Below are 23,460 nucleotides of genomic sequence, written 5' to 3'. Positions count from 1 at the left end.
GTTAGCCGCGGTAAACGCAGCCTGCGGTGCAGGTTTCTTTGATCATCACCGCGCTAAGCAGCGGCAGTTGCGGCTTCATCTGATCCCAGATCCATTTCGCCAGCACTTCGCTGGTGGGATTTTCCAGGCCGGGAATATCATTCAGATAGTAGTGGTCCAGCCGATTGTAGACAGGCTTAAACGCCGCCTTCAGCTCAGCAAAATCCATAACCCAGCCGGTATGCGCATCCACTTCGCCGGTAATCTCCAGACGAACCAGGAACGAATGACCGTGCAGACGGCCACATTTGTGTCCGGCCGGCACATTCGGTAGATGATGCGCGGCTTCGAACTGGAACTCTTTAAACAAGGTGGTAGACATAATGGTTCTCAGACATTAAAAAACCGCTGAATTCTACCTGATTACCGCTTTTTTCGCACCCGAACCGCACAAACCGATACTTTTCCTGCGCGTTTATACAGTGTCGTCCAGCTAATTAACTGATATATCACCGCTTTGCTTACCACTTTTAACGATTATTCCTACCTGGAAAACCATTTAGTCATTTTGGTTATTTGATATGTCGAAGGTGTATTTAATCGTTAATATACGGACCGGTAACCTACGCACTCTTCCGCCATTTTACGGTCCGGACTTCTGATACTGGAATTTTTAACGCGATGACGACTCAGGCACCTGGTTCAATGCTTCCGCTCTCCCCGGAACAACTCGCTCGCTTACAGGCGGCGACGACAGATTATTCCCCGACTCAACTGGCGTGGCTGTCAGGCTATTTCTGGGGCAGGGTGGAACAGACCCCGGGTAGCGCCGTCGCCAGCACTGCATCTGCATCTGCATCTGCTCCGGCTCCGGCCGAAGCGCCCGCCATTACGCTGCTTTCCGCTTCCCAGACCGGCAACGCACGTCGTCTGGCTGAGCAGTTGCGTGATGACCTGCTGGCCGCAAAGCTGAACGTAAACCTGGTGAATGCCGGTGATTACAAGTTCAAACAGATTGGCCAGGAAAAAATGCTGGTGGTTGTAACCTCCACCCAGGGCGAAGGCGAACCGCCAGAAGAGGCGGTAGCGCTGCATAAATTCCTGATGTCGAAAAAGGCACCGAAAATGGAGGGTGCCGCCTTCGCAGTGTTTGGCCTGGGCGACACCTCTTATGAATTCTTCAGTCAGGCGGGTAAAGATTTTGACAGCCGACTGGCGGAGCTGGGCGGCGAGCGTCTGCTGGATCGCGTTGATGCGGATGTTGAGTATGCGGAGCAGGCCGCCGCCTGGCGCAATGCACTGACGGAAATTCTCAAGAAACGCGTTCCCACTGAATCCCCGGCGCAGGCTGCGGCGACAGCAGCCGGCAGCGTCAACGAAGTCACCACCAGCCCCTATACTAAAGAGTCGCCGCTCAGCGCGAGTCTGGCGGTGAATCAGAAAATTACCGGACGGGACTCAGATAAAGATGTGCGCCATATCGAAATCGATCTGGGCGATTCCGGTCTGCGCTACCAGCCTGGCGATGCGCTGGGCGTCTGGTATGAGAACGACGCGGCGCTGGTCAGCGAACTGCTGGAGCTGGTCTGGCTGAAAGGCGATGAGCCGGTAGAGGTTCAGGGGAAAACCCTGCCGCTGGCGGAGGCGCTGCAGAAGCATTTCGAGCTGACGGTTAACACCGCGCAGATTGTAGCGCAGTATGCCCAGCTGTCACGCAACGCGGAGTTGCTCTCACTGGTGGATGATAAAGCCAGGCTGCAGCACTATGCGCAGCACTATCCGATTGTGGATATGGTGCGCCTGGCACCGTCCGAACTCAGCGCTGAACAGCTGACCGGACTGCTGCGACCGCTGACGCCGCGACTCTACTCTATCGCCTCTTCGCAGGCTGAAACCGATACCGAAGTGCATATCACCGTCGGTGCCGTTCGCTTTGATATTGAAGGTCGCCAGCGTGGCGGCGGTGCATCGACCTGGCTGGCCGATCGCATCGAAGAAGAGGGCGAAGTCCGGGTCTTCATCGAACACAACGACAACTTCCGCCTGCCGGCTAATCCGGATGCGCCAGTGATCATGATTGGCCCGGGCACCGGCATCGCGCCGTTCCGCGCCTTTATGCAGCAGCGCGACAACGACGGTGCCGGCGGCAAAAACTGGTTATTCTTTGGTAATCCGCACTTCACCGACGATTTCCTCTATCAGGTGGAGTGGCAGAAATATGTTAAGGATGGTCTGCTGACCCATATCGACCTCGCCTGGTCACGCGATCAGGCAGAGAAGATTTACGTACAGGATAAGATCCGCGCGAAAGGGGCCGAAGTGTGGCGCTGGATCGAAGAGGGCGCGCATCTTTATGTCTGTGGCGACGCGAATCGTATGGCAAAAGACGTCGAGCAGGCATTGCTGGATGTGGTGGTCGAACACGGCGGAATGGATCGTGAAACGGCCGACGAATTTTTAAGTGAGCTGCGCATTGAGCGCCGTTATCAGCGAGACGTTTACTAATGAGCGATAAACACCCTGGACCGCTGGTTGTAGAAGGCAAATTAGCAGACGCTGAGCGTCTGAAGAAGCAGAGCAACTATCTGCGCGGCACCATTAAAGAAGATCTGGAAGAGGGTCTGACCGGCGGTTTTACCGGCGACAACTTCCTGCTGATCCGTTTTCACGGCATGTACCAGCAGGACGATCGCGATATTCGTGCCGAACGTGCGGAGCAGAAGCTGGAGCCGCGCCACGCCATGATGCTGCGTTGCCGGTTGCCGGGCGGCATCATTACGCCGACTCAGTGGCTGGCCATCGACAAATTTGCCACCGATAAAACTATCTATGGCAGCATCCGTCTGACTAACCGTCAGACCTTCCAGTTTCACGGCATTCTGAAGAAGAACGTTAAGCCGACGCATCAGATGCTGCATGAGGTGGGGCTGGATGCGCTGGCGACCGCCAACGACGTTAACCGTAACGTGCTCTGTACGTCGAACCCGGTTGAGTCGGAGCTGCATCAGGAAGCGTATGAGTGGGCGAAGAAACTCTCTGAGCATCTGCTGCCACGCACCCGTGCCTATGCGGAGATCTGGTGGGATAAAGAAAAAGTCGCCACCACCGACGAAGAGCCGATCCTCGGTGAAACGTATCTGCCGCGTAAATTTAAAACCACCGTGGTGATCCCGCCGCATAACGACGTGGATCTGCACGCCAACGATCTGAACTTTGTCGCTGTCGCCGAGCACGGCAAGCTGGTGGGCTTTAACCTGCTGGTGGGTGGCGGGCTGTCGATTGAGCACGGTAACAAAGCGACCTACGCGCGCACCGCCAGCGAGTTTGGTTACTTCCCGGTGGAGAAGATCCTCGACGTTGCCGAGGCGGTGGTCACGACTCAGCGCGACTGGGGCAACCGTACCGACCGTAAAAACGCCAAAACCAAGTACACCCTGGAACGCGTTGGCGTCGAGACCTTTAAAGCCGAAGTTGAAAAACGGGCAGGCGTGACGTTTGAGCCGATCCGTCCTTATGAGTTCACCACCCGTGGCGATCGCATTGGCTGGATTAAAGGCATCGACAACAAATGGCACCTGACGCTGTTTATCGAAAATGGTCGCCTGCTCGACTATCCGGGCCGACCGCTGAAAAGCGGCATCGCTGAAATTGCGAAAATCCATCAGGGCGATTTCCGCCTGACCGCTAACCAGAACCTGATTGTGGCCGGCGTGCCGGAAAGCGAAAAAGCGCAGATCGAAGCAATCGCGCGCGAACATGGTCTGATGGATCACGTTACGGCACAGCGCGAAAACTCGATGGCCTGCGTGGCGTTCCCGACCTGTCCGCTGGCGATGGCAGAAGCCGAGCGCTTCCTGCCTGCCTTCGTGACCAAAGTGGAAGGGATCATGCATGCGCATGGCGTTGGCGATGAGCACATAGTGTTACGCGTTACCGGTTGTCCCAACGGCTGTGGCCGTGCCATGCTGGCTGAGCTGGGGCTGGTGGGTAAAGCGCCAGGTCGCTACAACCTGCATCTGGGTGGAAACCGCAGCGGAACGCGTATTCCCCGCATGTACCGTGAAAACATTAACGAAAGCGAAATTCTCGCCACCATTGATGAGCTGGTGGGACGCTGGGCCACTGAGCGCCAGGCCGCTGAAGGCTTTGGTGACTTCACCATCCGCGCGGGCATTGTTGCGCCGGTGCTGGACCCGGCACGCGATTTTTGGGAGGAAGCAAAATGAGTCACCCCGACCTCGCAGCACTGAATGAGATGTCCAAAGTCCAGCGTGCTATGGCGCTGGCCGCGACCAATGCGCAGCTGGAGAAGTCATCTGCGGAAGAGCGGGTCAGCTGGGCGCTGGAGAATCTGCCGGGTGCTTATGTGCTCTCCTCCAGTTTCGGTATTCAGGCCGCGGTGTCGCTGCATCTGGTGACGCGTCAGCAGCCCGATATTCCGGTGATCCTGACCGACACCGGCTATCTGTTCCCGGAGACCTATCGTTTTATTGATGAGCTGGCGGACCAGCTCAATCTCAACCTTAAGGTGTTCCGCGCCGAAACCTCACCGGCCTGGCAGGAAGCGCGCTACGGCAAACTGTGGGAGCAGGGCGTCGAGGGGATTGAGAAATATAACGAGATCAACAAAGTTGAGCCGATGAATCGCGCCATTGAAACCCTGGGCGCACAGACCTGGTTTGCCGGATTGCGCCGCGACCAGTCGGGCAGCAGGGCGAATCTGCCGGTGCTGGGCGTCCAGCGTGGCGTCTTTAAGCTGCTGCCGATTATCGACTGGGATAACCGCCAGATTCATCAGTATCTGGAACAGCATAAGCTGAAGTACCATCCGCTGTGGGATGAAGGCTATCTCTCGGTGGGCGATACCCATACCACCCGCAAGTGGGAGCCGGGTATGGCAGAAGAAGAGACGCGCTTCTTCGGTCTCAAGCGCGAGTGTGGTCTGCACGAAGGCTGACGCAGGACTTCTCTCCCCGAACACCGGGAGAGAAGTTTTTGGCTGCAGTCAGGCGGGAAGCTAAACGCCTTTTAATCCGGCAAACGCCTCTGCTGCACGGGTCACATTCACTTTCGTCACCTCATACTCTGCCACTGTGACAAACGGATCTTCCGCTAAAATTGCATCCAGCTCTTCTCGTTCCATCTCCCTGACCAGTAACATGCCGCCCGTGCGCGGATCTTTACGTCCCGCTGCAATAAAAACGCCCGCGTCAAAATAGCGATCCAGCCATTCGATATGGGCTGCCAGCAGCGCTTCAACTTCTTCTACCGGACGAACGTAATTCAGAAAGACCACGTACATGTCAGATCCTTACACTTTGGGATTGGTCAGTTCACTGAGCAGCGGCAGCAGCACGCGAACGCTGTCGCGGGTTCGCAAGGTTATCTGCCCCGGCAGCCAGCGGTCGAGATAGCTCAGATTATCCAGGTCAGTCTGATGGCGGGTAACGCCATCAGGAAAGTGGGGACTACGATGACGCTGCAGCGCACCATCTTTATTACCCAGCGTCCAGTTGCTGGCGGTCACATCCAGCAGCGGAAAGCCCGCCTTGTCGAAGGCATTAAGAGCGTCAAAATCTTTACGGTTCAGCTGATGACTGGCGGCGGGAATGCCCTGCTGGCGTGCCAGTAACAGGGCTCGTTCGCTGGTCTGCTTGCGCACCGCCCGGGGCGTATTCATGCCGCTGTTAAAATAGAGATGATCGCCGGTGATCAGGCTATTCAGATCGATGACCAGCAGGGTATTCTTCTTCTCACGCGTGCTCATCCGCTCAACATAATCATCCATGCCGTGCAGATCTGCCTCTCCGGCGCTCAGCGCCACAAAGCGTATGCCGTAGTGCAGCGGTTTGCGGCTCAGCTGCTGTGCCAGCTCCAGCATCACGCCAAGACCCGATGCATTATCATCGACGCCCTGCAGGCGTAAGCCGCCCAGGTTGTGCTGGGCCTGGCTGCTATTTTGCGGCGTCCAGGTATCCAGATGTGCCACGATCAGAATCTCCTGCGGCACGCTGCCTGCACGCGCGGCAATCACCGAGGTTGCCGTGAGCTTATGCCAGCGCTGCGTGCCGTCCTCTTCCTGCCACTTATAGCCGGTCCTGAACTGGCGGGTATTGGTCTTATACCCCAGCGCGGTAAATTGCTGTTGCAGGTAGTCGGCTGCCATCAGCTCAGCCGGGCTGCCGCTCATCCGGCCAGGAAACAAGGTGGCGATGTGCCGGACCTGCTGTTCGGCAAACTGGCCAGGCGGAGTGGCCAGAGCCAGCGGGGAAATGAGTGCGCCAAATAAAATTGTCGCTACCCTCAAGCGGAGGGAATAAAACATAGTGCATCCTTTTTCATTATTCGGGAGCCGTTCCGCATGGGGGCCAGGGCCAGCCATGCCGCGCGCATTATATCCTTTTTGTCCCGTGACTTTGTTAGTGGAATCGGGCGCTGTCACTACCGAAAGGCGTAACGGACCATTATCGCTGGCACTTATCTGCTTTTGCTGCCGCAGGTGTGGCTTTCAATATGTGAGCCTGTTCACGAAAAAGCCATTAAATTTCATCTGTTAAGACCAAATTGTTCTGTGCTTTGCGGCGTCGTTATTCCATTCGGTAACTACTCATTCCAATTCGTAATTTCATCTGGATAAACCCAGCGACGTATAGTCGCGTTAATACAAAGTTAAAACATCAGGGTTAACGTGGACTATTTGCCTCTTTTTGCCGATCTTTCTGGCCGCCCGGTTCTGGTTGTCGGCGGGGGAGATATTGCGGCGCGAAAAATTGAACTGCTGCGCCGTGCACGCGCGCGCGTTCTGATCGCATCTCGTGAACTCTGCCCTGAACTGCAGGCGCTGCTGGATAAGCAGGAGCTGGAGTGGCTGGCGACCGAATTTGACCCGGCCCAGCTGGATGGCGTTTTCCTGGTGATTGCCGCCACCGACGACAACCATCTCAACACCCAGGTGTTTGAAGCCGCCAATGCGCGGCATAAGCTGGTTAACGTGGTGGATGACCAGCCAAAATGCACCTTTATCTTCCCCTCGATTGTTGACCGCTCACCGCTGGTGGTGGCGATCTCCTCCAGCGGCACCGCACCGGTGCTGGCACGCATGCTGCGCGAAAAAATCGAAACGCTGCTGCCTGCCAGTCTGGGTCAGATGGCTGAAGTGGCCGGACTCTGGCGCGATAAAGTCAAACAGCGCTTCAGCCGCATGTCTGACCGTCGGCGCTTCTGGGAACGCGCTTTCGATGGCCGGTTCGCCAGTGAGATGTCTGCCGGTAACGTCGAAGAGGCGAAACGCACGCTGGACCGTGAGCTGCTGGAAGAGCCGACCCGTCAGGGCGAGATCTTTCTGGTGGGCGCCGGGCCGGGCGATAGCGGTCTGCTGACGCTGCGTGGCCTGCAGGTGATGCAGTTAGCCGATGTGGTGCTCTACGACCATCTGGTCAGCGAAGAGGTGCTGGATCTGGTGCGCCGCGATGCCGATCGCATCTGCGTCGGCAAACGGGCCAGCGCGCACACGTTGCCGCAGGAAGAGATCAATCAGATGCTGGTTTCACTGGCGCTGAAAGGCAAGCGCGTCGTGCGCCTCAAGGGCGGCGATCCCTTTATCTTTGGCCGCGGCGGCGAAGAGCTGCAGGCGGCTCAGCAGGCGGGTGTGCCGTTCCAGGTGGTGCCGGGCGTCACCGCGGCTGCCGGTGCGACGGCCTATGCCGGTATTCCGCTGACCCACCGCGACTACGCGCAGAGCGTGATGTTTATTACCGGTCACTGCCGTCCCGATGGGGATGACATTGACTGGCCATCGCTGGCGCGTGCGCGTCAGACGCTGGCGATCTACATGGGAACCGTTAAAGCCGCTGCCATCAGCGAGGCGCTGATTCAGCACGGTCGCGCGCCATCAACGCCGGTGGCGGTGATCAGTCGCGGCACCCGTCAGGATCAACAGGTGCTGACCGGCACCTTAGAACAACTTGAGGCGCTGGCCGCCTCGGCACCCACTCCGGCGCTGCTGGTGATCGGAGAGGTGGTTAATCTGCACGGGCAACTCGCCTGGTTTAAACATTCAGCACAGCAGGGGGCTCGCGAGTCCGCCGTTGTCAATCTGGCTTGAGGGAAAATCATGGACCAAAAACGACTCACTCATCTGCGTCAGCTGGAGGCGGAGAGTATCCACATCATTCGCGAAGTGGCGGCGGAGTTCAGCAATCCGGTGATGATGTATTCCATCGGCAAAGACTCCTCGGTCATGCTCCATCTGGCGCGTAAAGCCTTCTACCCAGGCACGTTGCCGTTCCCGTTGCTGCATGTGGATACCGGCTGGAAATTCCGTGAAATGTACGAATTTCGCGACCGCACCGTGAAAGCGATGGGCGCAGAGTTGCTGGTTCACCGCAACCCGGAAGGCGTGGCGATGGGCATCAATCCCTTTGTTCACGGCAGTGCCAAACACACTGACATCATGAAAACCGAAGGGCTGAAGCAGGCGCTGAACAAATATGGTTTTGATGCAGCCTTTGGCGGCGCACGTCGTGATGAAGAGAAGTCACGCGCCAAAGAGCGTATCTACTCATTCCGTGACCGCTTCCATCGCTGGGATCCGAAAAACCAGCGCCCTGAGCTGTGGCACAACTACAACGGTCAGATCAACAAGGGTGAAAGCATCCGCGTCTTCCCGCTGTCGAACTGGACCGAACTGGATATCTGGCAGTACATCTTCCTGGAAAACATCGAGATCGTGCCGCTCTATCTCGCCGCACCGCGTCCGGTGCTGGAGCGTGATGGCATGCTGATGATGATCGATGACGATCGCATCAACCTGCAGCCGGGTGAAGAGATCACCGAACGGATGGTCCGTTTCCGTACGCTCGGCTGCTGGCCTCTGACCGGCGCGGTAGAGTCTGAGGCGCAGACGCTGCCGGAGATCATCGAAGAGATGCTGGTTTCCACCACCAGCGAGCGTCAGGGCCGCATGATCGATCGCGATCAGTCCGGTTCGATGGAACTGAAAAAACGTCAGGGTTATTTCTAAGGAGACGCCAGATGAATACCGTAATTGCACAACAGATTGCCGACCAGGGCGGCGTTGAAGCCTGGCTGACCACGCAACAACACAAGAGCCTGCTGCGTTTTCTGACCTGCGGCAGCGTTGACGACGGAAAAAGTACCCTGATTGGACGTCTGCTACACGACACCCGTCAGATCTATGAAGATCAGCTCTCATCGCTGCACAACGACAGCAAACGTCACGGCACCCAGGGCGAGAAGCTCGATCTGGCGCTGCTGGTGGATGGTCTGCAGGCTGAGCGTGAGCAGGGTATTACCATTGATGTGGCCTACCGCTACTTCTCGACCGAAAAGCGTAAATTTATTATCGCCGACACGCCGGGACATGAGCAGTACACCCGTAACATGGCGACCGGCGCGTCAACCTGCGATCTGGCGATCCTGCTGATCGATGCGCGTAAAGGCGTACTGGATCAGACCCGCCGCCACAGCTTTATCTCGACGCTGCTGGGGATCAAACACCTGGTGGTGGCGATCAATAAGATGGATCTGGTGGAGTACAACCAGGAGCGCTTCGAGCAGATCAAACAGGATTACCTCGACTTTGCTGCGCAGCTGCCGGAAGACCTCGATATCCGCTTTGTGCCGATGTCGGCGCTGGAAGGGGATAACGTCGCTTCTGCCAGTCAGACCATGCCGTGGTATAGCGGCCCGACGCTGCTGGATGTGCTGGAGACCGTGGAGCTGAAGCGCGTCGTCGATCATCAGCCGATGCGTTTCCCGGTGCAGTATGTCAACCGTCCGAACCTCGATTTTCGTGGTTATGCCGGCACCCTGGCGTCGGGCAGCGTGCAGGTAGGCCAGCGCGTTAAAGTGCTGCCTTCTGGCGTGGAGTCGACCATTGCCCGCATTGTGACCTTCGATGGCGATCTGCAGGAAGCGGGTGCAGGCGAAGCGATTACCCTGGTTCTGCAGGATGAGATTGATATCAGCCGTGGCGATCTGCTGGTGGATGCCAGTGAAGAGCTGGCAGCGGTTCAGTCTGCCAGCGTTGACGTGGTCTGGATGTCAGAACAGCCGCTGCAGGCCGGTCAGAGTTATGACCTGAAAATCGCCGGTAAGAAAACCCGTGGCCGGGTAGAGAAGGTGCTGCATCAGGTCGAGATCAACTCGCTGGAGACGCGTCAGGTCGATACGCTGCCGCTGAACGGTATCGGTCGCATTGAGATCACTTTTGATGAACCGATGGTACTCGACAGCTATCAGCAGAACCCGGTGACCGGCGGCATGATCTTTATCGATCGCCTGAGCAACGTCACCGTGGGTGCCGGCATGATCCATCAGCCAAACCATGATGCCCCGGTCAATACCGGCGAGTTCAGCGCGTTTGAGCTGGAACTGAATGCGCTGGTGCGCCGCCACTTCCCACACTGGAATGCGCGCGACCTGCTGGGCGGTCAGTAATGGCTCAGCACGACGATAACGTGGTGTGGCATGATCATCCGGTGACACGCGCCTCACGCGAACAGCAGCATGGCCATCAGGGCGTGGTGCTGTGGTTCACCGGCCTTTCGGGCTCGGGGAAATCCACCGTTGCCGGTGCGCTGGAGCAGGCGCTGCACCGCATCGGCGTCAGCACCTATCTGCTGGATGGTGACAATGTGCGTCACGGCCTCTGTCGTGACCTCGGTTTCAGCGATGATGACCGTAAAGAGAATATCCGTCGCGTCGGTGAAGTGGCGAAACTGATGGTGGATGCCGGACTCGTGGTGCTCACTGCCTTTATTTCGCCGCATCGCGCCGAGCGTCAGATGGTGCGCGATCTGCTGGAGCCGGGACAGTTTATCGAGGTATTTGTCGATACGCCGTTAGCCGTGTGTGAAGCGCGTGATCCGAAAGGGTTGTATCGCAAAGCGCGCGCCGGTGAACTGCGTAATTTCACCGGCATCGACAGCGTCTATGAGGCGCCCGATAGCCCGGAAATCCAGCTGGATGGCGAACAATTGGTTACAAAACTCGCCGCCCAATTGTTAGACCTGCTGCGTGACCGCGATATCATCAAATCCTGAAGAGACAGCGGCAAATCGTTTCTGATTTGCCGCCCTCGCGCCAACAGGATGCCTATGCAGAACATTACCCCAATGCTCGCTCGAAAAGATGACTCCTCCCCGGATGAGCCGCGCTCATTGCTGCCGGGCGGCGTTATCGGCTTTCTCGCTTACTGGTGCGCGCTGGCGATTCCTTTCCTGCTGTTCGGCTCTAACACGCTGTTCTTCTTTCTTTATACCTGGCCATTCTTTCTGGCGCTGCTGCCGGTTGCGGTGGTCACGGGTATCGCGCTGAATACGCTGCTGAGTGGACAGTGGCTGTGGGCCGCGCTCGCCACGGTGATCATGGTGGTCACGCTCTTCTGGTTAATGTTCTCTTTTCTCTCTGGCTGGTAAGCCCTCAGTGCGCCCGCGCTGATGTGCAAACGCATCGGCAGGTTACAAATCTTTTCCCGTCTGAATCGGTACTGATTCATATTTTGCGCAGACGCGCAGCAAAGCGCGCCATTTTCTCCGCTGGTGTGGAGTCCTGTGCAAAGTTATGGGATGATTGGGCCGTTTTTAGGGGGCGGGATGGGAAAACTGACGTTACTGTTATTGGTGCTGCTTGGCTGGCTGCAATATTCGTTGTGGCTGGGGAAAAATGGCATCCATGACTATACGCGCGTCAATGATGATGTCGCGGTGCAACAGGCAAACAATGCCAAACTGAAATCGCGAAACGATCAGCTGTTTGCCGAAATTGACGATCTCAATGGCGGCTCGGAAGCGATCGAGGAGCGTGCACGCAATGAACTGGGCATGATTAAGCCCGGTGAGACTTTCTATCGTCTGGTGCCTGACCAGAACAAACGCAACGCGCAACAAGCAGCGCTTAACCAACAACGATAAAACATGAACACTCTGGCCTCCCTTGCGGATGTGATTGCCGTGGTGCCCGCTGCCGGGATCGGCAGCCGCATGCAGGCAACCTGTCCGAAGCAGTATCTGACGATTGGTCAGCACACCCTTCTGGAACACAGCATTGCGCGTCTGTTTTCCCATCTCGCTATCAAACAGGTGATTGTCGCCCTCAGTCCTGATGACCAGCACTTCGCTTCACTGCCGCTGGCACGCGATCCGCGCGTGCTCAGGGTGACAGGCGGAGAGACCCGCGCCGAATCGGTGCTGGCCGGATTGCAGGCCGCACAGGGTTCCGCCTGGGTGCTGGTCCATGACGCCGCGCGTCCCTGTCTGCATCCCGATGATCTCCAGCAACTGCTCAACGTGCGTGAACAGAGCCACGTTGGCGGGATTCTGGCCGCGCCAGTGCGTGACACCATGAAACGGGGCGAGCCGGGCAAAGCCGCGGTGGCCCATACCGTAGAGCGCGACGATCTCTGGCACGCCTTAACGCCGCAATTTTTCCCTCATGCGCTGCTCACCGCCTGCCTGACGCGGGCGCTGGCAGAAGGCGCGACCATCACCGATGAAGCCTCGGCGCTGGAGTATTGCGGCTACCACCCGCTGTTAGTCAGCGGACGCAGTGATAACATCAAAGTCACCCGGCCAGAAGATCTGGCGCTGGCGGCTTTTTATCTGAGTCAGATTCAATTAAAGGAGAGCGCATGATGCGTATCGGTCACGGTTTTGACGTTCACGCCTTTGGCGGAGAGGGTCCGTTAGTGATTGGCGGTGTGCGGATCCCGTTTGAGCAGGGTTTTATCGCCCATTCGGATGGCGATGTGGCGCTGCATGCGCTGACTGACGCGCTGCTGGGCGCAGTGGCGATGGGCGATATCGGCAAGCTGTTTCCTGACACCGATCCGGCCTTTAAAGGGGCGGACAGCCGTGGCCTGCTGCGTGAGGCCTGGCGCCGTATCGAAGCCAAAGGCTATCGCATCGGTAATGTCGACGTCACGATTATTGCTCAGGCACCGAAAATGCTGCCGCACGTGCCACAGATGCGGATCAATATTGCAGAAGATCTGGGCTGCCATATGGATGCGGTCAACGTCAAAGCGACCACCACCGAGAAGCTGGGCTTTACCGGGCGCGGCGAAGGCATCGCCTGTGAAGCGGTGGCGTTAGTCCTGAAAGCTGACAGCCAATGATGCTGAATTACCTGCACGGCACACCCGTGGCCTCCGGCGTGATCAAAGCCAATCCGGAAGATTTCGTGGTAGTTGAAGATCTCGGTTATGGCGCGGATGGTGAAGGTGAGCACCTGCTGGTGCGCATCCGTAAAGTGGGGGCCAATACCCGCTTTGTGGCTGAGGCACTGGCGAAGTATCTCGGTATTCATCAGCGCGACATGAGTTATGCCGGAATGAAAGATCGCCATGCGGTGACGGAACAGACTCTCTGTTTTCGCCTGCCGGGTAATGCGATGCCCGATCTGCGCGGTTTTGAGCTGGAAGGGGTCGAGATTCTGCAGGCGGTGCGCCACAAACGTAAGCTGCGCATCGGCGCACTGGCGGGGAACGCGTTCCGGCTGATCATCCGCCAGATCAGTGACCGTGATGCAGTTGAAACGCGTCTGGCGCAGATTCGTGATGCGGGCGTGCCGAACTATTTTGGTGAACAGCGCTTTGGCCGCGGCGGCAATAACCTGGTGATGGCAGAAAAGTGGGCGCGCAATGAGATCATTATTCGCGACCGCAACAAGCGCAGCCTGATGCTCTCTGCCGCGCGCAGTGCGCTGTTTAATCAGGTGACCAGTGCGCGTCTGCAACAGCAGGGTGGGCTGACTCAGGTGCTCAACGGCGATGCGTTGCAGCTGACCGGACGAGGCAGCTGGTTTGTCGCGCAGCCTGATGAACTGGCAGAGTCACAGCGCCGGGTTGATCAGCATGAGCTGCGCATCACCGCGCCGTTGCCGGGACGGGGCGAGCCTGGCCCGCAGGCTGACGCGCTGGCCTTTGAACAGCAGGCGCTGGCTGATGAGACGCTGCTGCTGGGACTGATTGAACGTGAAAAGGTCGATGCTGCACGCCGTGCCATGTTGATGGTGCCGCGCGATATGCAGTGGAGCTGGTGGGATGATGTTACGCTGGAACTGGCATTCTGGCTGCCAGCGGGCAGCTTTGCCACCAGCGTGGTCCGGGAGCTGCTGACCCACGCGGACTCGCCCGATCAGATTGATGAGTAATCTTCGCCGCAACCTGACCCGCAGTGTGGGTAATGTTGCGGCAAACCCCCACCGTCGTGTGATTTACGCCTACCACTTCCTTGCGCGCCTCGCTAGAATGCAAAAATCGCCGTCTATTCCTCACCTGTTGCCATGCCGTTAAAACAGGTTCCGTCACGGCGACCAGTCGAATAAAAAAAGGTCAGAACGAAATGCGGATATTGCTCAGTAACGATGACGGCATTCATGCGCCAGGCATTCAGACTCTGGCGAAAGCCCTGCGGCAGATTGCTGACGTGCAGGTTGTTGCCCCCGATCGTAACCGAAGCGGTGCCTCGAACTCATTAACGCTGGAAACGCCTCTGCGCACCTTCACCCATGAAAACGGCGATATCGCCGTCCAGATGGGGACGCCGACCGACTGCGTCTATCTGGGGGTGAATGCGCTGATGCAGCCGCGTCCCGACATTGTGGTGTCGGGCATCAATGCCGGCCCCAATCTGGGCGATGATGTGATCTACTCCGGCACGGTGGCGGCAGCGATGGAAGGGCGACATCTTGGCTTGCCGGCTATCGCGGTTTCGCTCAACGGCCATCAGCACTACGCCACCGCGGCGGCCGTGACCTGCGCTCTGCTCAGGGCGCTGACGCATGAACCGCTGCGCACCGGCCGCATTCTCAACATCAACGTTCCCGATCTGCCGTTGTCAGAACTCAAAGGCATCCGCGTGACGCGCTGTGGCAGTCGCCATCCGGCGGATCAGGTGATTGCGCAGCAGGATCCGCGTGGCAATACACTCTACTGGATTGGTCCGCCAGGCGAAAAACTGGATGCGGGCCCGGATACGGACTTCGCCGCCGTGGATCAGGGCTACGTCTCTGTCACGGCACTCCATGTCGATTTAACGGCGCACAGCGCGCAGAACGTGCTCAGTGACTGGCTGGCTAAAGCTGAGGTGAACCTGGCATGGTGAATCGGCGTATTGAGACGTTGCTGTCACAACTGCGTCAGCAGGGCATCGATGATGAAAACCTGCTGAAAGCCATCAGCGAGGTGCCGCGCGAACGTTTTATCGACGAAGCGTTCGAGCATAAAGCCTGGGACAATGTTGCCTTGCCCATCGGCTCCGGTCAGACGATATCACAGCCCTACATGGTCGCGCGGATGACCGCGCTGCTCGGGCTTAATCCGCATTCGCGTGTGCTGGAGATTGGTACGGGTTCAGGTTATCAGACGGCGATTCTTGCCCACCTGGTGGACCATGTTTATTCAGTGGAACGCATCAAAGGGCTGCAGTGGCAGGCCAAGCGCCGTCTGAAACAGCTGGATCTGCATAATGTCTCAACCCGTCATGGTGATGGCTGGCAGGGCTGGCCTTCACGTGGCCCCTTCGATGCCATCATCGTCACGGCTGCACCGCCTGAAATTCCGATTGCGCTGATAGCACAACTGGCAGAAGGCGGCATCATGGTGCTGCCGGTTGGTGAAGATCAGCAGGTACTGAAGCGCCTGCGTCGTCAGGGCGAAGAGGTGATGGAAGAGACCATCGAACCAGTGCGTTTTGTCCCGCTGGTGCAGGGCGATCTGGCCTGACCCTCTTCGTATTTCTTCACAACTGTTTCATAGCACCACGTACCTGATGTTGTTACTATCCAGTTTATTCATCGAAAACGCAGATTTTATCGCGCCGCGCAGAGTATCCTGCTGGCAGATACAGTGAAACAGATAGATCAGAGTTGCCATCACGGGGGATTAATGAGCACGGGAAGCACACTTTTTCAGTTACGCCGTCTGGCGGCGCTTTCACTGGTAGGTTTTTGGCTGGCAGGCTGTAGCTCCAGCGACAACTCACAGGCACCCATCAGTCGCGTTGGCGACAATGGTGGCATGAACACTAACCAGTCTGGAGCAGACATGAGTTCAGGCGGCGTTCCTGCCACGCCAGCCCAGGGACAAATGTTAAGCAAAAATTCAGCATCTGCCCCCGCTAGTGGTGGAATGATTAGTACCAACAGCAATGTTGAGACGCAGAATGGCCGGATTGTTTACAATCGCAGTTATCAGAACATTCCTAAAGGTAGCTACTCCGGCGAAACTTATACCGTTAAGCGTGGCGACACATTGTTTTACATCGCCTGGATTACCGGCAACGATTTCCGTGATTTAGCCCAGCGCAACAATGTTCCGGCGCCATATGGCCTGAATGTCGGACAAACTTTGCAGATTGGCAATGGGTCGGGTCAGCCGATTACTGGCGGCAATCCCATTACCGTTGCTGATGCAACGCAGGGCGGCGTTCCGGCGGCGCCACAAATTAAATCGCCTTCTGTTGCACAGCAACCTGTTATTACGTATTCTGATGATTCAGGTAATTCGGGTGGCAGCAAAATGTTGCCTTCGAATGGAGCAAATGTTGCAACGACAACAGCTCCAGTCGTTACCGCACCCCCAACGGTTAGCAGTACAACCAACAGTTCAACGCCGGTCGGAAGCTGGCGCTGGCCGACTGACGGGAAGATCATCGATAACTTCTCTGCCGCCGAAGGTGGCAATAAAGGTATCGATATCGCCGGGACGCGCGGACAATCTGTGGTCGCCACTGCTTCAGGACGAGTGGTTTACGCAGGTAACGCACTCCGGGGTTACGGTAATTTAATCATCATTAAACACAACGATGATTACCTGAGTGCCTACGCCCACAACGATACAATGCTGGTCCGGGAACAACAGGAAGTTAAGGCGGGGCAAAAGATCGCTACCATGGGTAGCACCGGAACCAGTTCAGTCAGATTACACTTTGAAATTCGTTACAAGGGGAAATCCGTAAACCCGTTGCGTTATTTACCGCAGCGATAATCCGGCAGAACAAAACAGGTTTATGTTCTGCCCTGGAATCACGGGTAGGAGCCGCTTATGAGCCAGAATACGCTGAAAGTAAACGAGTTACATGAGAACGCGGAATTCGATGAGAACGGAGCTGAAATTTTTGACGAGAAGGCACTCGTTGAAAATGAAGCCAGTGATAGCGACGTAGCGGAAGAAGAGTTGCTATCACAGGGTGCGACGCAACGTGTGTTAGATGCGACGCAGCTCTATCTCGGGGAGATTGGCTATTCTCCGTTGTTAACGGCAGAGGAAGAAGTCTTCTTCGCTCGCCGTGCATTGCGGGGTGATATCCCTTCCCGTCGCCGTATGATCGAAAGTAACTTACGCCTGGTGGTGAAAATCGCTCGTCGTTACAGCAATCGTGGTTTAGCTCTGCTGGACCTGATTGAAGAAGGTAACCTCGGCCTGATTCGCGCCGTAGAGAAATTTGACCCGGAGCGCGGGTTCCGTTTCTCAACGTACGCCACCTGGTGGATTCGTCAGACTATTGAACGGGCGATCATGAATCAAACCCGTACCATCCGTCTGCCGATTCACATTGTGAAAGAACTGAATGTTTATCTGCGTACTGCGCGTGAACTTTCCCACAAGCTCGACCATGAGCCGAGTGCGGAAGAGATCGCAGAGCAGCTTGATAAACCGGTTGATGACGTAAGCCGCATGTTACGTCTCAACGAACGCATTACCTCGGTTGATACTCCATTAGGCGGTGATTCTGAAAAAGCGCTGCTGGATATTCTGGCCGATGAGAAAGACAACGGCCCTGAAGACACCACGCAGGACGATGATATGAAACAAAGCATCGTTAAATGGCTGTTCGAACTGAACGCCAAGCAGCGTGAAGTGCTGGCACGTCGTTTCGGCCTGTTGGGTTATGAAGCGGCAACACTTGAGGATGTGGGTCGTGAAATCGGCTTAACCCGCGAGCGTGTACGCCAGATTCAGGTTGAAGGTTTACGCCGTCTGCGTGAAATCCTGCAGGCGCAGGGCCTCAGCATTGAAGCACTGTTTCGTGAATAATCGTTAACAGTAAATCTGAGTTTGAATGCGAAAAGCGATGGTGAAAACCATCGCTTTTTTTATGTCTGCAGAAAAGTGATTTGCGGGCAAGCAAGCATCGCACCGCGCATTAACGCGGTGCGATGTACGGGATGTAATATCAGACCAGCGATTTAAGACGATAAATCCAGTCGAGTGCCTGACGCGGTGTCAGCGTATCCGGATCCAGCGCCTCAAGCGCCTCCATGGCAGGCGAGGTCTCTTCAACCAGCAGCGGCAGCTGAGAGCCATCGACCGTCGATGACGCGGAGTGGTTTGAAACGGTCTCAAGTTCCTTCAGCTTATTGCGTGCCCGCTTAATTACCTCTTTGGGTACGCCGGCCAGCGCCGCCACCGCCAGACCATAGCTCTTACTTGCCGCACCCTCCTGGACGCTGTGCATAAAGGCGATTGTGTCGCCATGCTCAACGGCATCCAGATGGACGTTAACCACGCCTTCCATTTTTTCCGGCAGGGTTGTCAGCTCGAAGTAATGGGTGGCAAACAGCGTCATCGCCTTGATACGGTTCGCCAGGTTTTCGGCGCAGGCCCAGGCGAGCGATAAACCGTCGTAGGTGGATGTTCCGCGTCCAATCTCATCCATCAGCACCAGGCTATTTTCGGTGGCATTGTGCAGGATGTTAGCGGTTTCGGTCATCTCAACCATAAAGGTCGAGCGCCCGGAGGCGAGATCGTCAGCGGCACCGACACGGGTAAAGATGCGATCCAGCGGGCCAATCAGCGTCTCATCGGCAGGAACAAAACTGCCAATCCATGCCATCAGCGCAATCAGCGCCGCCTGGCGCATATAGGTACTTTTACCGCCCATGTTGGGGCCGGTAATAATCAGCATTCTGCGCTGGGGTGCCAGTGACAGTGGGTTGGCAATAAACGGCTCTTTCAGAACCTGTTCCACCACCGGATGGCGTCCGCCGCTGATTTTAATCCCGGCTTTATCCTGCAATACCGGGCGGCAATAGTTCAGGGACCAGGCACGTTCTGCCAGGTTGCTTAACACATCCAGCTCTGCCAGCGCGGCGGCACTCAGCTGCAGCGCTTCAAGATGCGGCAGCAACTGATCGAACAGCGCTTCATACAGGCTTTTTTCCAGCGACAGCGCTTTACCCTTGGAGGTGAGTACTTTGTCTTCGTACTCTTTCAGCTCCGGAATGATATAGCGTTCAGCATTTTTCAGGGTCTGACGACGCACATAGTGCATCGGTACCTGATGGCTCTGTCCGCGGCTCACCTGAATGTAATAACCATGCACGCCGTTAAAGCCGACCTTCAGGGTATCCAGTCCCAGCTTCTCGCGTTCGCGGATCTCCAGCCGGTCAAGATAGTCGGTTGCGCCATCTGCCAGTGCGCGCCACTCATCCAGCTCCGCGTTGTAGCCGGGCGCAATCACTCCGCCATCGCGGATCAGCACAGGCGGTGACTCAATCACCGCCTGTTCCAGCAGCTCACGTAACGCAGTGAACTCGCCCATCTGCGTGCGCAGCTTCTGCAACTGGGGCGCCTCAACATCGGCCAGCAGCTGGTTAAGTTCCGGCAGTTGCTGAAACGCATGACGCATGCGAGCCAGATCGCGCGGACGTGCGGTGCGCAGGGCCAGGCGAGCCAGGATTCGCTCCAGATCGCCGACCTGACGCAGCACCGGTTGCAGCACGTCGCTGAGATTTTGCAGCTCAGCAATCGACTCCTGACGCTGGTTAATGATGCGCGCATCGCGCAGCGGCATATGCAGCCAGCGTTTCAGCATCCGGCTACCCATCGGGGTGACCGTTTTATCCAGCACCGCCGCTAAGGTGTTGTCTGTGCCGCCTGCCAGGTTCTGGGTGATCTCCAGATTACGGCGGGTGGCCGCATCCATGATGATGCTGTCCTGCTGCCGCTCCATGCTCAGCGAGCGGATGTGGGGCAGCGTGGTGCGCTGGGTATCTTTGACATACTGCAGCAGGCAGCCCGCCGCGCTCAGTCCAAGGTGCGCATTCTCCACGCCGAAGCCATTAAGATCGCGGGTGCCGAACTGCAGGTTCAGCTGCTGGCGCGCGGTATCGATCTCAAACTCCCACAGCGGACGGCGTCGCAGGCCGCGTCGCTGATCGATCAGCGACATCGCCTGGAAATCTTCGGGGTAGAGCAGCTCCGCCGGATTGGTGCGCTGCAGTTCTGCCGCCATGGTTTCAGCATCGGCAGGTTCGCTGAGGCGAAAACGGCCTGAGCTGATATCCAGCGTGGCGTAGCCAAAACCGCGCGGGCTTTGCACAATCGCCGCCAGCAGATTGTCGTGCCGCTCCTGCAACAGCGCCTCATCACTGATGGTACCTGGGGTAACGATGCGCACCACTTTGCGTTCGACCGGGCCTTTGCTCAGCGCCGGATCGCCTATCTGCTCGCAGATGGCAACGGATTCGCCCAGCTGCACCAGTTTAGCCAGGTAACCTTCAACCGCATGATAGGGCACACCCGCCATCGGGATCGGTTCGCCCGCTGACGCACCGCGTTTGGTGAGTGAAATCTCCAGCAGCTGCGAGGCACGTTTTGCGTCGTCATAAAACAGCTCGTAGAAGTCACCCATACGGTAAAACAGTAGAATGTCAGGATGCTCCGCCTTGAGACGCAGGTACTGCTGCATCATCGGCGTGTGGGAAGGAAAGTCCTTTTCGGTTGGCTCTTGCATAAGGTTTTAGCTCATTTTTAATGCGGTAAATTTCTGGCGGTCAACGCCCATGAAACCGAAAGGGATTCCAGGCGCGCAGGATAATCAGATGATAACGAATAGGGCAGGGCATATGCCAGCGTGATGCACAGCCGCGATCCTGACCGGGTGTAACCTGACAGGCATCCTGGCAAATGTGGCGGCGGCTGGCGACAAAAAAGTGCCTGTTCTCATGACGCTGATGCGGGGCTGCGAGGCGGCTCGCGATTTCTGCGGCAGTTTATGGCCGGCAGGACGGCACTGCGCCGCATCGGGAAGGGGGAAAAGTCAGTGCAGCCCGTTCTGCAGCGCCCAGACGGCGGCTTCAAGTCGGGATTTAAGGTTCATCTTCTTCAGCAGATATTTAACGTGAACCTTAACCGTGCTTTCACTGATGGCCAGCTTGCGGGCAATCGCTTTATTGGTCATCCCGTCGCTGATCAGTTGCAGAATATCGCGTTCGCGCCGGGTCAGCTGATTGATATCGCGCGTCTGAGCAGGCTGCGCTTCACGCAACCGGGCGACCAGAATCGGGGTTAACGCCTCGCTCAGCACGATCTGACCGGCAGCAGCCTGATGCAGCGCTTTCAGTAAGGCTTCTGGTTCCATATCTTTCAGCAGATAACCATCAGCGCCGCGCTTCAGCGCGCTGACCACATCCTCTTCATTATCTGAAACGCTGAACACCACCACCCGGCCAGAAAGGGCTATCTCACGCAGCTGGGTCAGGGTATCCAGTCCGTTCAGACCTGGCATATTAAGATCAAGCAGGATCAGGTCGGGATCATGCTGCTGTGCCAGCGCCAGGCCATCAATGCCATTACCCGCTTCGGCAACCACCTGCAGTCTTTCATCCAGCGCAATCAGCTGCTTCAGGCCATTGCGCAGCATGGGATGGTCGTCGATCAATAAAAGCGTAAATTTCTCTGCCGTCACAATGACTCCTGTTCCTGTCACATACGCCAGCCCTGAGCGGGCGGAGAGCCTATCTTACCGGTGAAGCGGGGTCGCTATATACCCCCAATGGACTACTCCTTTATTTCCAGTCGGACACCCTTTTACAGAAGGCATGGGCGGTCGTGTTTAAACCCTATGATTTATAAGGTTTATCTGAATTCAGTCAACTACTTAACCGGGGTGAAGAGAGGGCGGCGTGCCTCTGTAACCTGCATTGCCGTTGATTTGTATCAAGCCCGACACCACGCCGGATGCGCAGGATACGCACAATTATTATTCTGCTGATGAGAGATTTATGACCCAATCCACCTCTTTGCAAACCCCGACGCGCGGCGCGTTAATTCAGGACTGGCAACCGGAAAACGACGCGTTCTGGCAGGCGCGTGGTAAACGTATCGCCAGCCGTAACCTGTGGATTTCTGTCTTCTGTCTGCTGCTGGGCTTCTGCGTCTGGATGCTGTTCAGCACCGTTGCGGTTAACCTGAATAAAGTTGGCTTTACCTTCAGCACTGAGCAGCTCTTTTTACTGACCGCACTGCCGTCGGTTTCTGGCGCGTTGCTGCGTGTGCCTTACTCTTTTGTTATTCCCATCTTTGGAGGACGTCGCTGGACCGCCTTCAGCACCGGCATCCTGATCATTCCCTGCCTTTGGCTCGGCTTTGCCGTACAGGACAGCCAGACCTCATTCACCACTTTTATGGTGATTTCCCTGCTGTGCGGTTTTGGTGGCGCTAACTTCGCGTCGAGCATGGGCAATATCAGCTTCTTCTTTCCCAAAGCCCGTCAGGGCGGCGCGCTGGGTATCAACGGCGGCCTCGGTAACCTTGGCGTCAGCGTAATGCAGTTTGTCGCCCCGCTGGCGATCTCCTGTGCCATTTTTGGTTTTGCCGATGTGGGTCAGACCACCATCACCGGCGACAGCATCTGGCTGGAAAATGCCGCCTGGATCTGGGTGCCGTTCCTGGCGATCGGCACGCTGGCGGCCTGGTTCGGCATGAACGACCTGGCGGCGGCGAAATCCTCGCTGCGTGAGCAGTTACCGGTGCTGAAACGTCCCCACCTGTGGGTTATGGCGCTGCTCTATCTGGCCACCTTTGGCTCATTTATCGGTTTCTCTGCCGGTTTTGCCATGCTGACGAAGACGCAATTTCCTGATGTCGTGATAATGCATTACGCCTTTTTCGGCCCCTTTATTGGCGCGCTGGCCCGTTCAGCAGGCGGCATCATTTCTGACCGCTTCGGCGGTACCCGCGTCACGCTGATCAACTACGTGCTGATGGCGCTGTTTGCTGCGCTGCTGTTCCTTACCCTGCCGGGTGCCGGACATGATGGCTCGTTCGTGGCCTTCTTCGCCGTGTTTATGGGCCTGTTCCTGACGTCCGGGCTGGGCAGCGGCTCCACCTACCAGATGATTGCGGTGATCTTCCGTAAGCTGACGCTGGAACGTATCAAAGCTGAGGGCGGCGACGATGCGCTGGCACAGCGCGAAGCGGCAACAGAAACCTCTGCTGCGCTCGGCTTTATCTCCGCCATTGGCGCGCTGGGCGGTTTCTTTATTCCGCAGACTTTTGGCCTGTCGCTCGCCATGACCGGTTCACCCGCCGGCGCGATGAAAATCTTCCTGGTCTTTTATCTCTGCTGCATCGCGGTGACCTGGCTGGTTTACGGCCGAAAATCACGCGCCTGATAACGACAAAGCCGGTGTGGCGCACCGGCACAATTTCACTTTCTGTGTCGGGACAGA

General features: G+C 56.9%; 22 protein-coding genes. 17 read left to right on the top strand and 5 right to left on the bottom strand.

The window, feature by feature from the left end; genetic code table 11:
- Window position 1: 1 nt before the first annotated feature.
- Window positions 2–361, bottom strand: coding sequence for a 6-carboxytetrahydropterin synthase QueD (queD, locus tag LC417_RS14050; RefSeq protein ID WP_010248568.1), 360 nt, complete (start codon window positions 359–361; stop codon window positions 2–4).
- Between the two features lie 299 nt (window positions 362–660).
- Here queD and cysJ point away from each other — a divergent pair, with 299 nt between their 5' ends.
- Genes cysJ through LC417_RS14035 form a run of 3 tightly spaced genes read left to right on the top strand, consistent with a single transcriptional unit; the run spans window position 661 to window position 4,936 of the window.
- On the top strand, window positions 661–2,484 hold the full coding sequence (gene cysJ, locus LC417_RS14045; protein ID WP_223566050.1) for an NADPH-dependent assimilatory sulfite reductase flavoprotein subunit: 1,824 nt from the start codon (window positions 661–663) through the stop codon (window positions 2,482–2,484).
- Window positions 2,484–4,205, top strand: a complete 1,722-nt coding sequence (gene cysI / locus LC417_RS14040; protein ID WP_022623798.1) for an assimilatory sulfite reductase (NADPH) hemoprotein subunit — start codon at window positions 2,484–2,486, stop codon at window positions 4,203–4,205. Before cysJ ends, cysI begins: the two co-directional genes overlap by 1 nt.
- Window positions 4,202–4,936: a phosphoadenylyl-sulfate reductase gene (locus tag LC417_RS14035; protein WP_010248562.1), complete on the top strand. Its 735-nt coding sequence runs from the start codon at window positions 4,202–4,204 to the stop codon at window positions 4,934–4,936. Before cysI ends, LC417_RS14035 begins: the two co-directional genes overlap by 4 nt.
- 60 nt (window positions 4,937–4,996) lie before the next feature.
- Here LC417_RS14035 and LC417_RS14030 read toward each other — a convergent pair whose 3' ends face one another.
- Together LC417_RS14030 and LC417_RS14025 are read right to left on the bottom strand one after the other, a co-directional pair.
- A complete protein-coding gene (locus LC417_RS14030; protein WP_033758696.1) occupies window positions 4,997–5,281 on the bottom strand; it encodes a YciI family protein in 285 nt (94 codons plus the stop codon).
- 9 nt (window positions 5,282–5,290) lie between these two features.
- On the bottom strand, window positions 5,291–6,304 hold the full coding sequence (locus LC417_RS14025; RefSeq protein ID WP_010672132.1) for an aminopeptidase: 1,014 nt from the start codon (window positions 6,302–6,304) through the stop codon (window positions 5,291–5,293).
- 363 nt (window positions 6,305–6,667) lie between these two features.
- Here LC417_RS14025 and cysG point away from each other — a divergent pair, with 363 nt between their 5' ends.
- From cysG to rpoS, 13 genes are all read left to right on the top strand, one after another.
- Window positions 6,668–8,083 carry a siroheme synthase CysG gene (cysG, locus tag LC417_RS14020; RefSeq protein WP_022623797.1) on the top strand — a complete coding sequence of 472 codons (1,416 nt, stop codon included), beginning with the start codon at window positions 6,668–6,670 and terminating at the stop codon, window positions 8,081–8,083.
- Window positions 8,084–8,092: 9 nt separating this feature from the next.
- Window positions 8,093–9,001: a sulfate adenylyltransferase subunit CysD gene (cysD, locus tag LC417_RS14015; RefSeq protein ID WP_010248554.1), complete on the top strand. Its 909-nt coding sequence runs from the start codon at window positions 8,093–8,095 to the stop codon at window positions 8,999–9,001.
- An 11-nt stretch (window positions 9,002–9,012) separates the two neighbouring features.
- Window positions 9,013–10,440: a sulfate adenylyltransferase subunit CysN gene (gene cysN, locus LC417_RS14010; protein ID WP_124890295.1), complete on the top strand. Its 1,428-nt coding sequence runs from the start codon at window positions 9,013–9,015 to the stop codon at window positions 10,438–10,440.
- Window positions 10,440–11,045, top strand: a complete 606-nt coding sequence (gene cysC / locus LC417_RS14005) for an adenylyl-sulfate kinase (RefSeq protein WP_010672130.1) — start codon at window positions 10,440–10,442, stop codon at window positions 11,043–11,045. Before cysN ends, cysC begins: the two co-directional genes overlap by 1 nt.
- Window positions 11,046–11,099: 54 nt before the next feature.
- Window positions 11,100–11,420, top strand: a complete 321-nt coding sequence (locus LC417_RS14000; protein ID WP_010248547.1) for a DUF3561 family protein — start codon at window positions 11,100–11,102, stop codon at window positions 11,418–11,420.
- 177 nt (window positions 11,421–11,597) lie between these two features.
- Window positions 11,598–11,915, top strand: coding sequence for a cell division protein FtsB (gene ftsB, locus LC417_RS13995; RefSeq protein ID WP_010248545.1), 318 nt, complete (start codon window positions 11,598–11,600; stop codon window positions 11,913–11,915).
- Between the two features lie 3 nt (window positions 11,916–11,918).
- Entirely contained in the window at window positions 11,919–12,635 is a 717-nt protein-coding gene (gene ispD, locus LC417_RS13990) for a 2-C-methyl-D-erythritol 4-phosphate cytidylyltransferase (protein ID WP_223566049.1), read from the top strand.
- On the top strand, window positions 12,635–13,117 hold the full coding sequence (gene ispF / locus LC417_RS13985; protein WP_010248541.1) for a 2-C-methyl-D-erythritol 2,4-cyclodiphosphate synthase: 483 nt from the start codon (window positions 12,635–12,637) through the stop codon (window positions 13,115–13,117). The genes ispD and ispF overlap by 1 nt, the downstream gene beginning before the upstream one ends.
- Window positions 13,114–14,154 (top strand): tRNA pseudouridine(13) synthase TruD, encoded by a 1,041-nt coding sequence (truD, locus tag LC417_RS13980; RefSeq protein WP_187508605.1) that lies wholly within the window; start codon window positions 13,114–13,116, stop codon window positions 14,152–14,154. The genes ispF and truD overlap by 4 nt, the downstream gene beginning before the upstream one ends.
- Before the next feature lie 191 nt (window positions 14,155–14,345).
- Complete coding sequence (gene surE, locus LC417_RS13975; protein ID WP_003849099.1) at window positions 14,346–15,107, top strand: 5'/3'-nucleotidase SurE; 762 nt, start codon at window positions 14,346–14,348, stop codon at window positions 15,105–15,107.
- Window positions 15,101–15,727 (top strand): protein-L-isoaspartate(D-aspartate) O-methyltransferase, encoded by a 627-nt coding sequence (locus tag LC417_RS13970; protein ID WP_010248537.1) that lies wholly within the window; start codon window positions 15,101–15,103, stop codon window positions 15,725–15,727. Before surE ends, LC417_RS13970 begins: the two co-directional genes overlap by 7 nt.
- A 162-nt stretch (window positions 15,728–15,889) precedes the next feature.
- The gene (gene nlpD, locus LC417_RS13965; protein WP_223566048.1) at window positions 15,890–16,990 is read left to right on the top strand and encodes a murein hydrolase activator NlpD; all 1,101 of its coding nucleotides are present in this window, start codon (window positions 15,890–15,892) and stop codon (window positions 16,988–16,990) included.
- A gap of 57 nt (window positions 16,991–17,047) precedes the next feature.
- Window positions 17,048–18,040, top strand: a complete 993-nt coding sequence (rpoS, locus tag LC417_RS13960) for an RNA polymerase sigma factor RpoS (RefSeq protein ID WP_003849090.1) — start codon at window positions 17,048–17,050, stop codon at window positions 18,038–18,040.
- 139 nt (window positions 18,041–18,179) lie between these two features.
- Here the strand turns inward: rpoS and mutS are convergent, their stop codons facing one another.
- Together mutS and narL are read right to left on the bottom strand one after the other, a co-directional pair.
- On the bottom strand, window positions 18,180–20,741 hold the full coding sequence (gene mutS, locus LC417_RS13955; protein WP_010248533.1) for a DNA mismatch repair protein MutS: 2,562 nt from the start codon (window positions 20,739–20,741) through the stop codon (window positions 18,180–18,182).
- 306 nt (window positions 20,742–21,047) lie between these two features.
- Window positions 21,048–21,695, bottom strand: a complete 648-nt coding sequence (narL, locus tag LC417_RS13950; RefSeq protein WP_010248531.1) for a two-component system response regulator NarL — start codon at window positions 21,693–21,695, stop codon at window positions 21,048–21,050.
- 316 nt (window positions 21,696–22,011) lie between these two features.
- On the opposite strand from narL, the gene LC417_RS13945 reads away from it, so the two are divergent.
- A complete protein-coding gene (locus LC417_RS13945; RefSeq protein WP_111535039.1) occupies window positions 22,012–23,403 on the top strand; it encodes a NarK family nitrate/nitrite MFS transporter in 1,392 nt (463 codons plus the stop codon).
- The last annotated feature ends 57 nt before the right edge of the window (window positions 23,404–23,460 follow it).

The sequence above is a fragment of the Pantoea sp. OVA07A genome, from assembly GCF_019969975.1.
Classification (GTDB): domain Bacteria; phylum Pseudomonadota; class Gammaproteobacteria; order Enterobacterales; family Enterobacteriaceae; genus Pantoea; species Pantoea agglomerans.
This window is presented reverse-complemented; position numbering and strand designations above follow the sequence as displayed.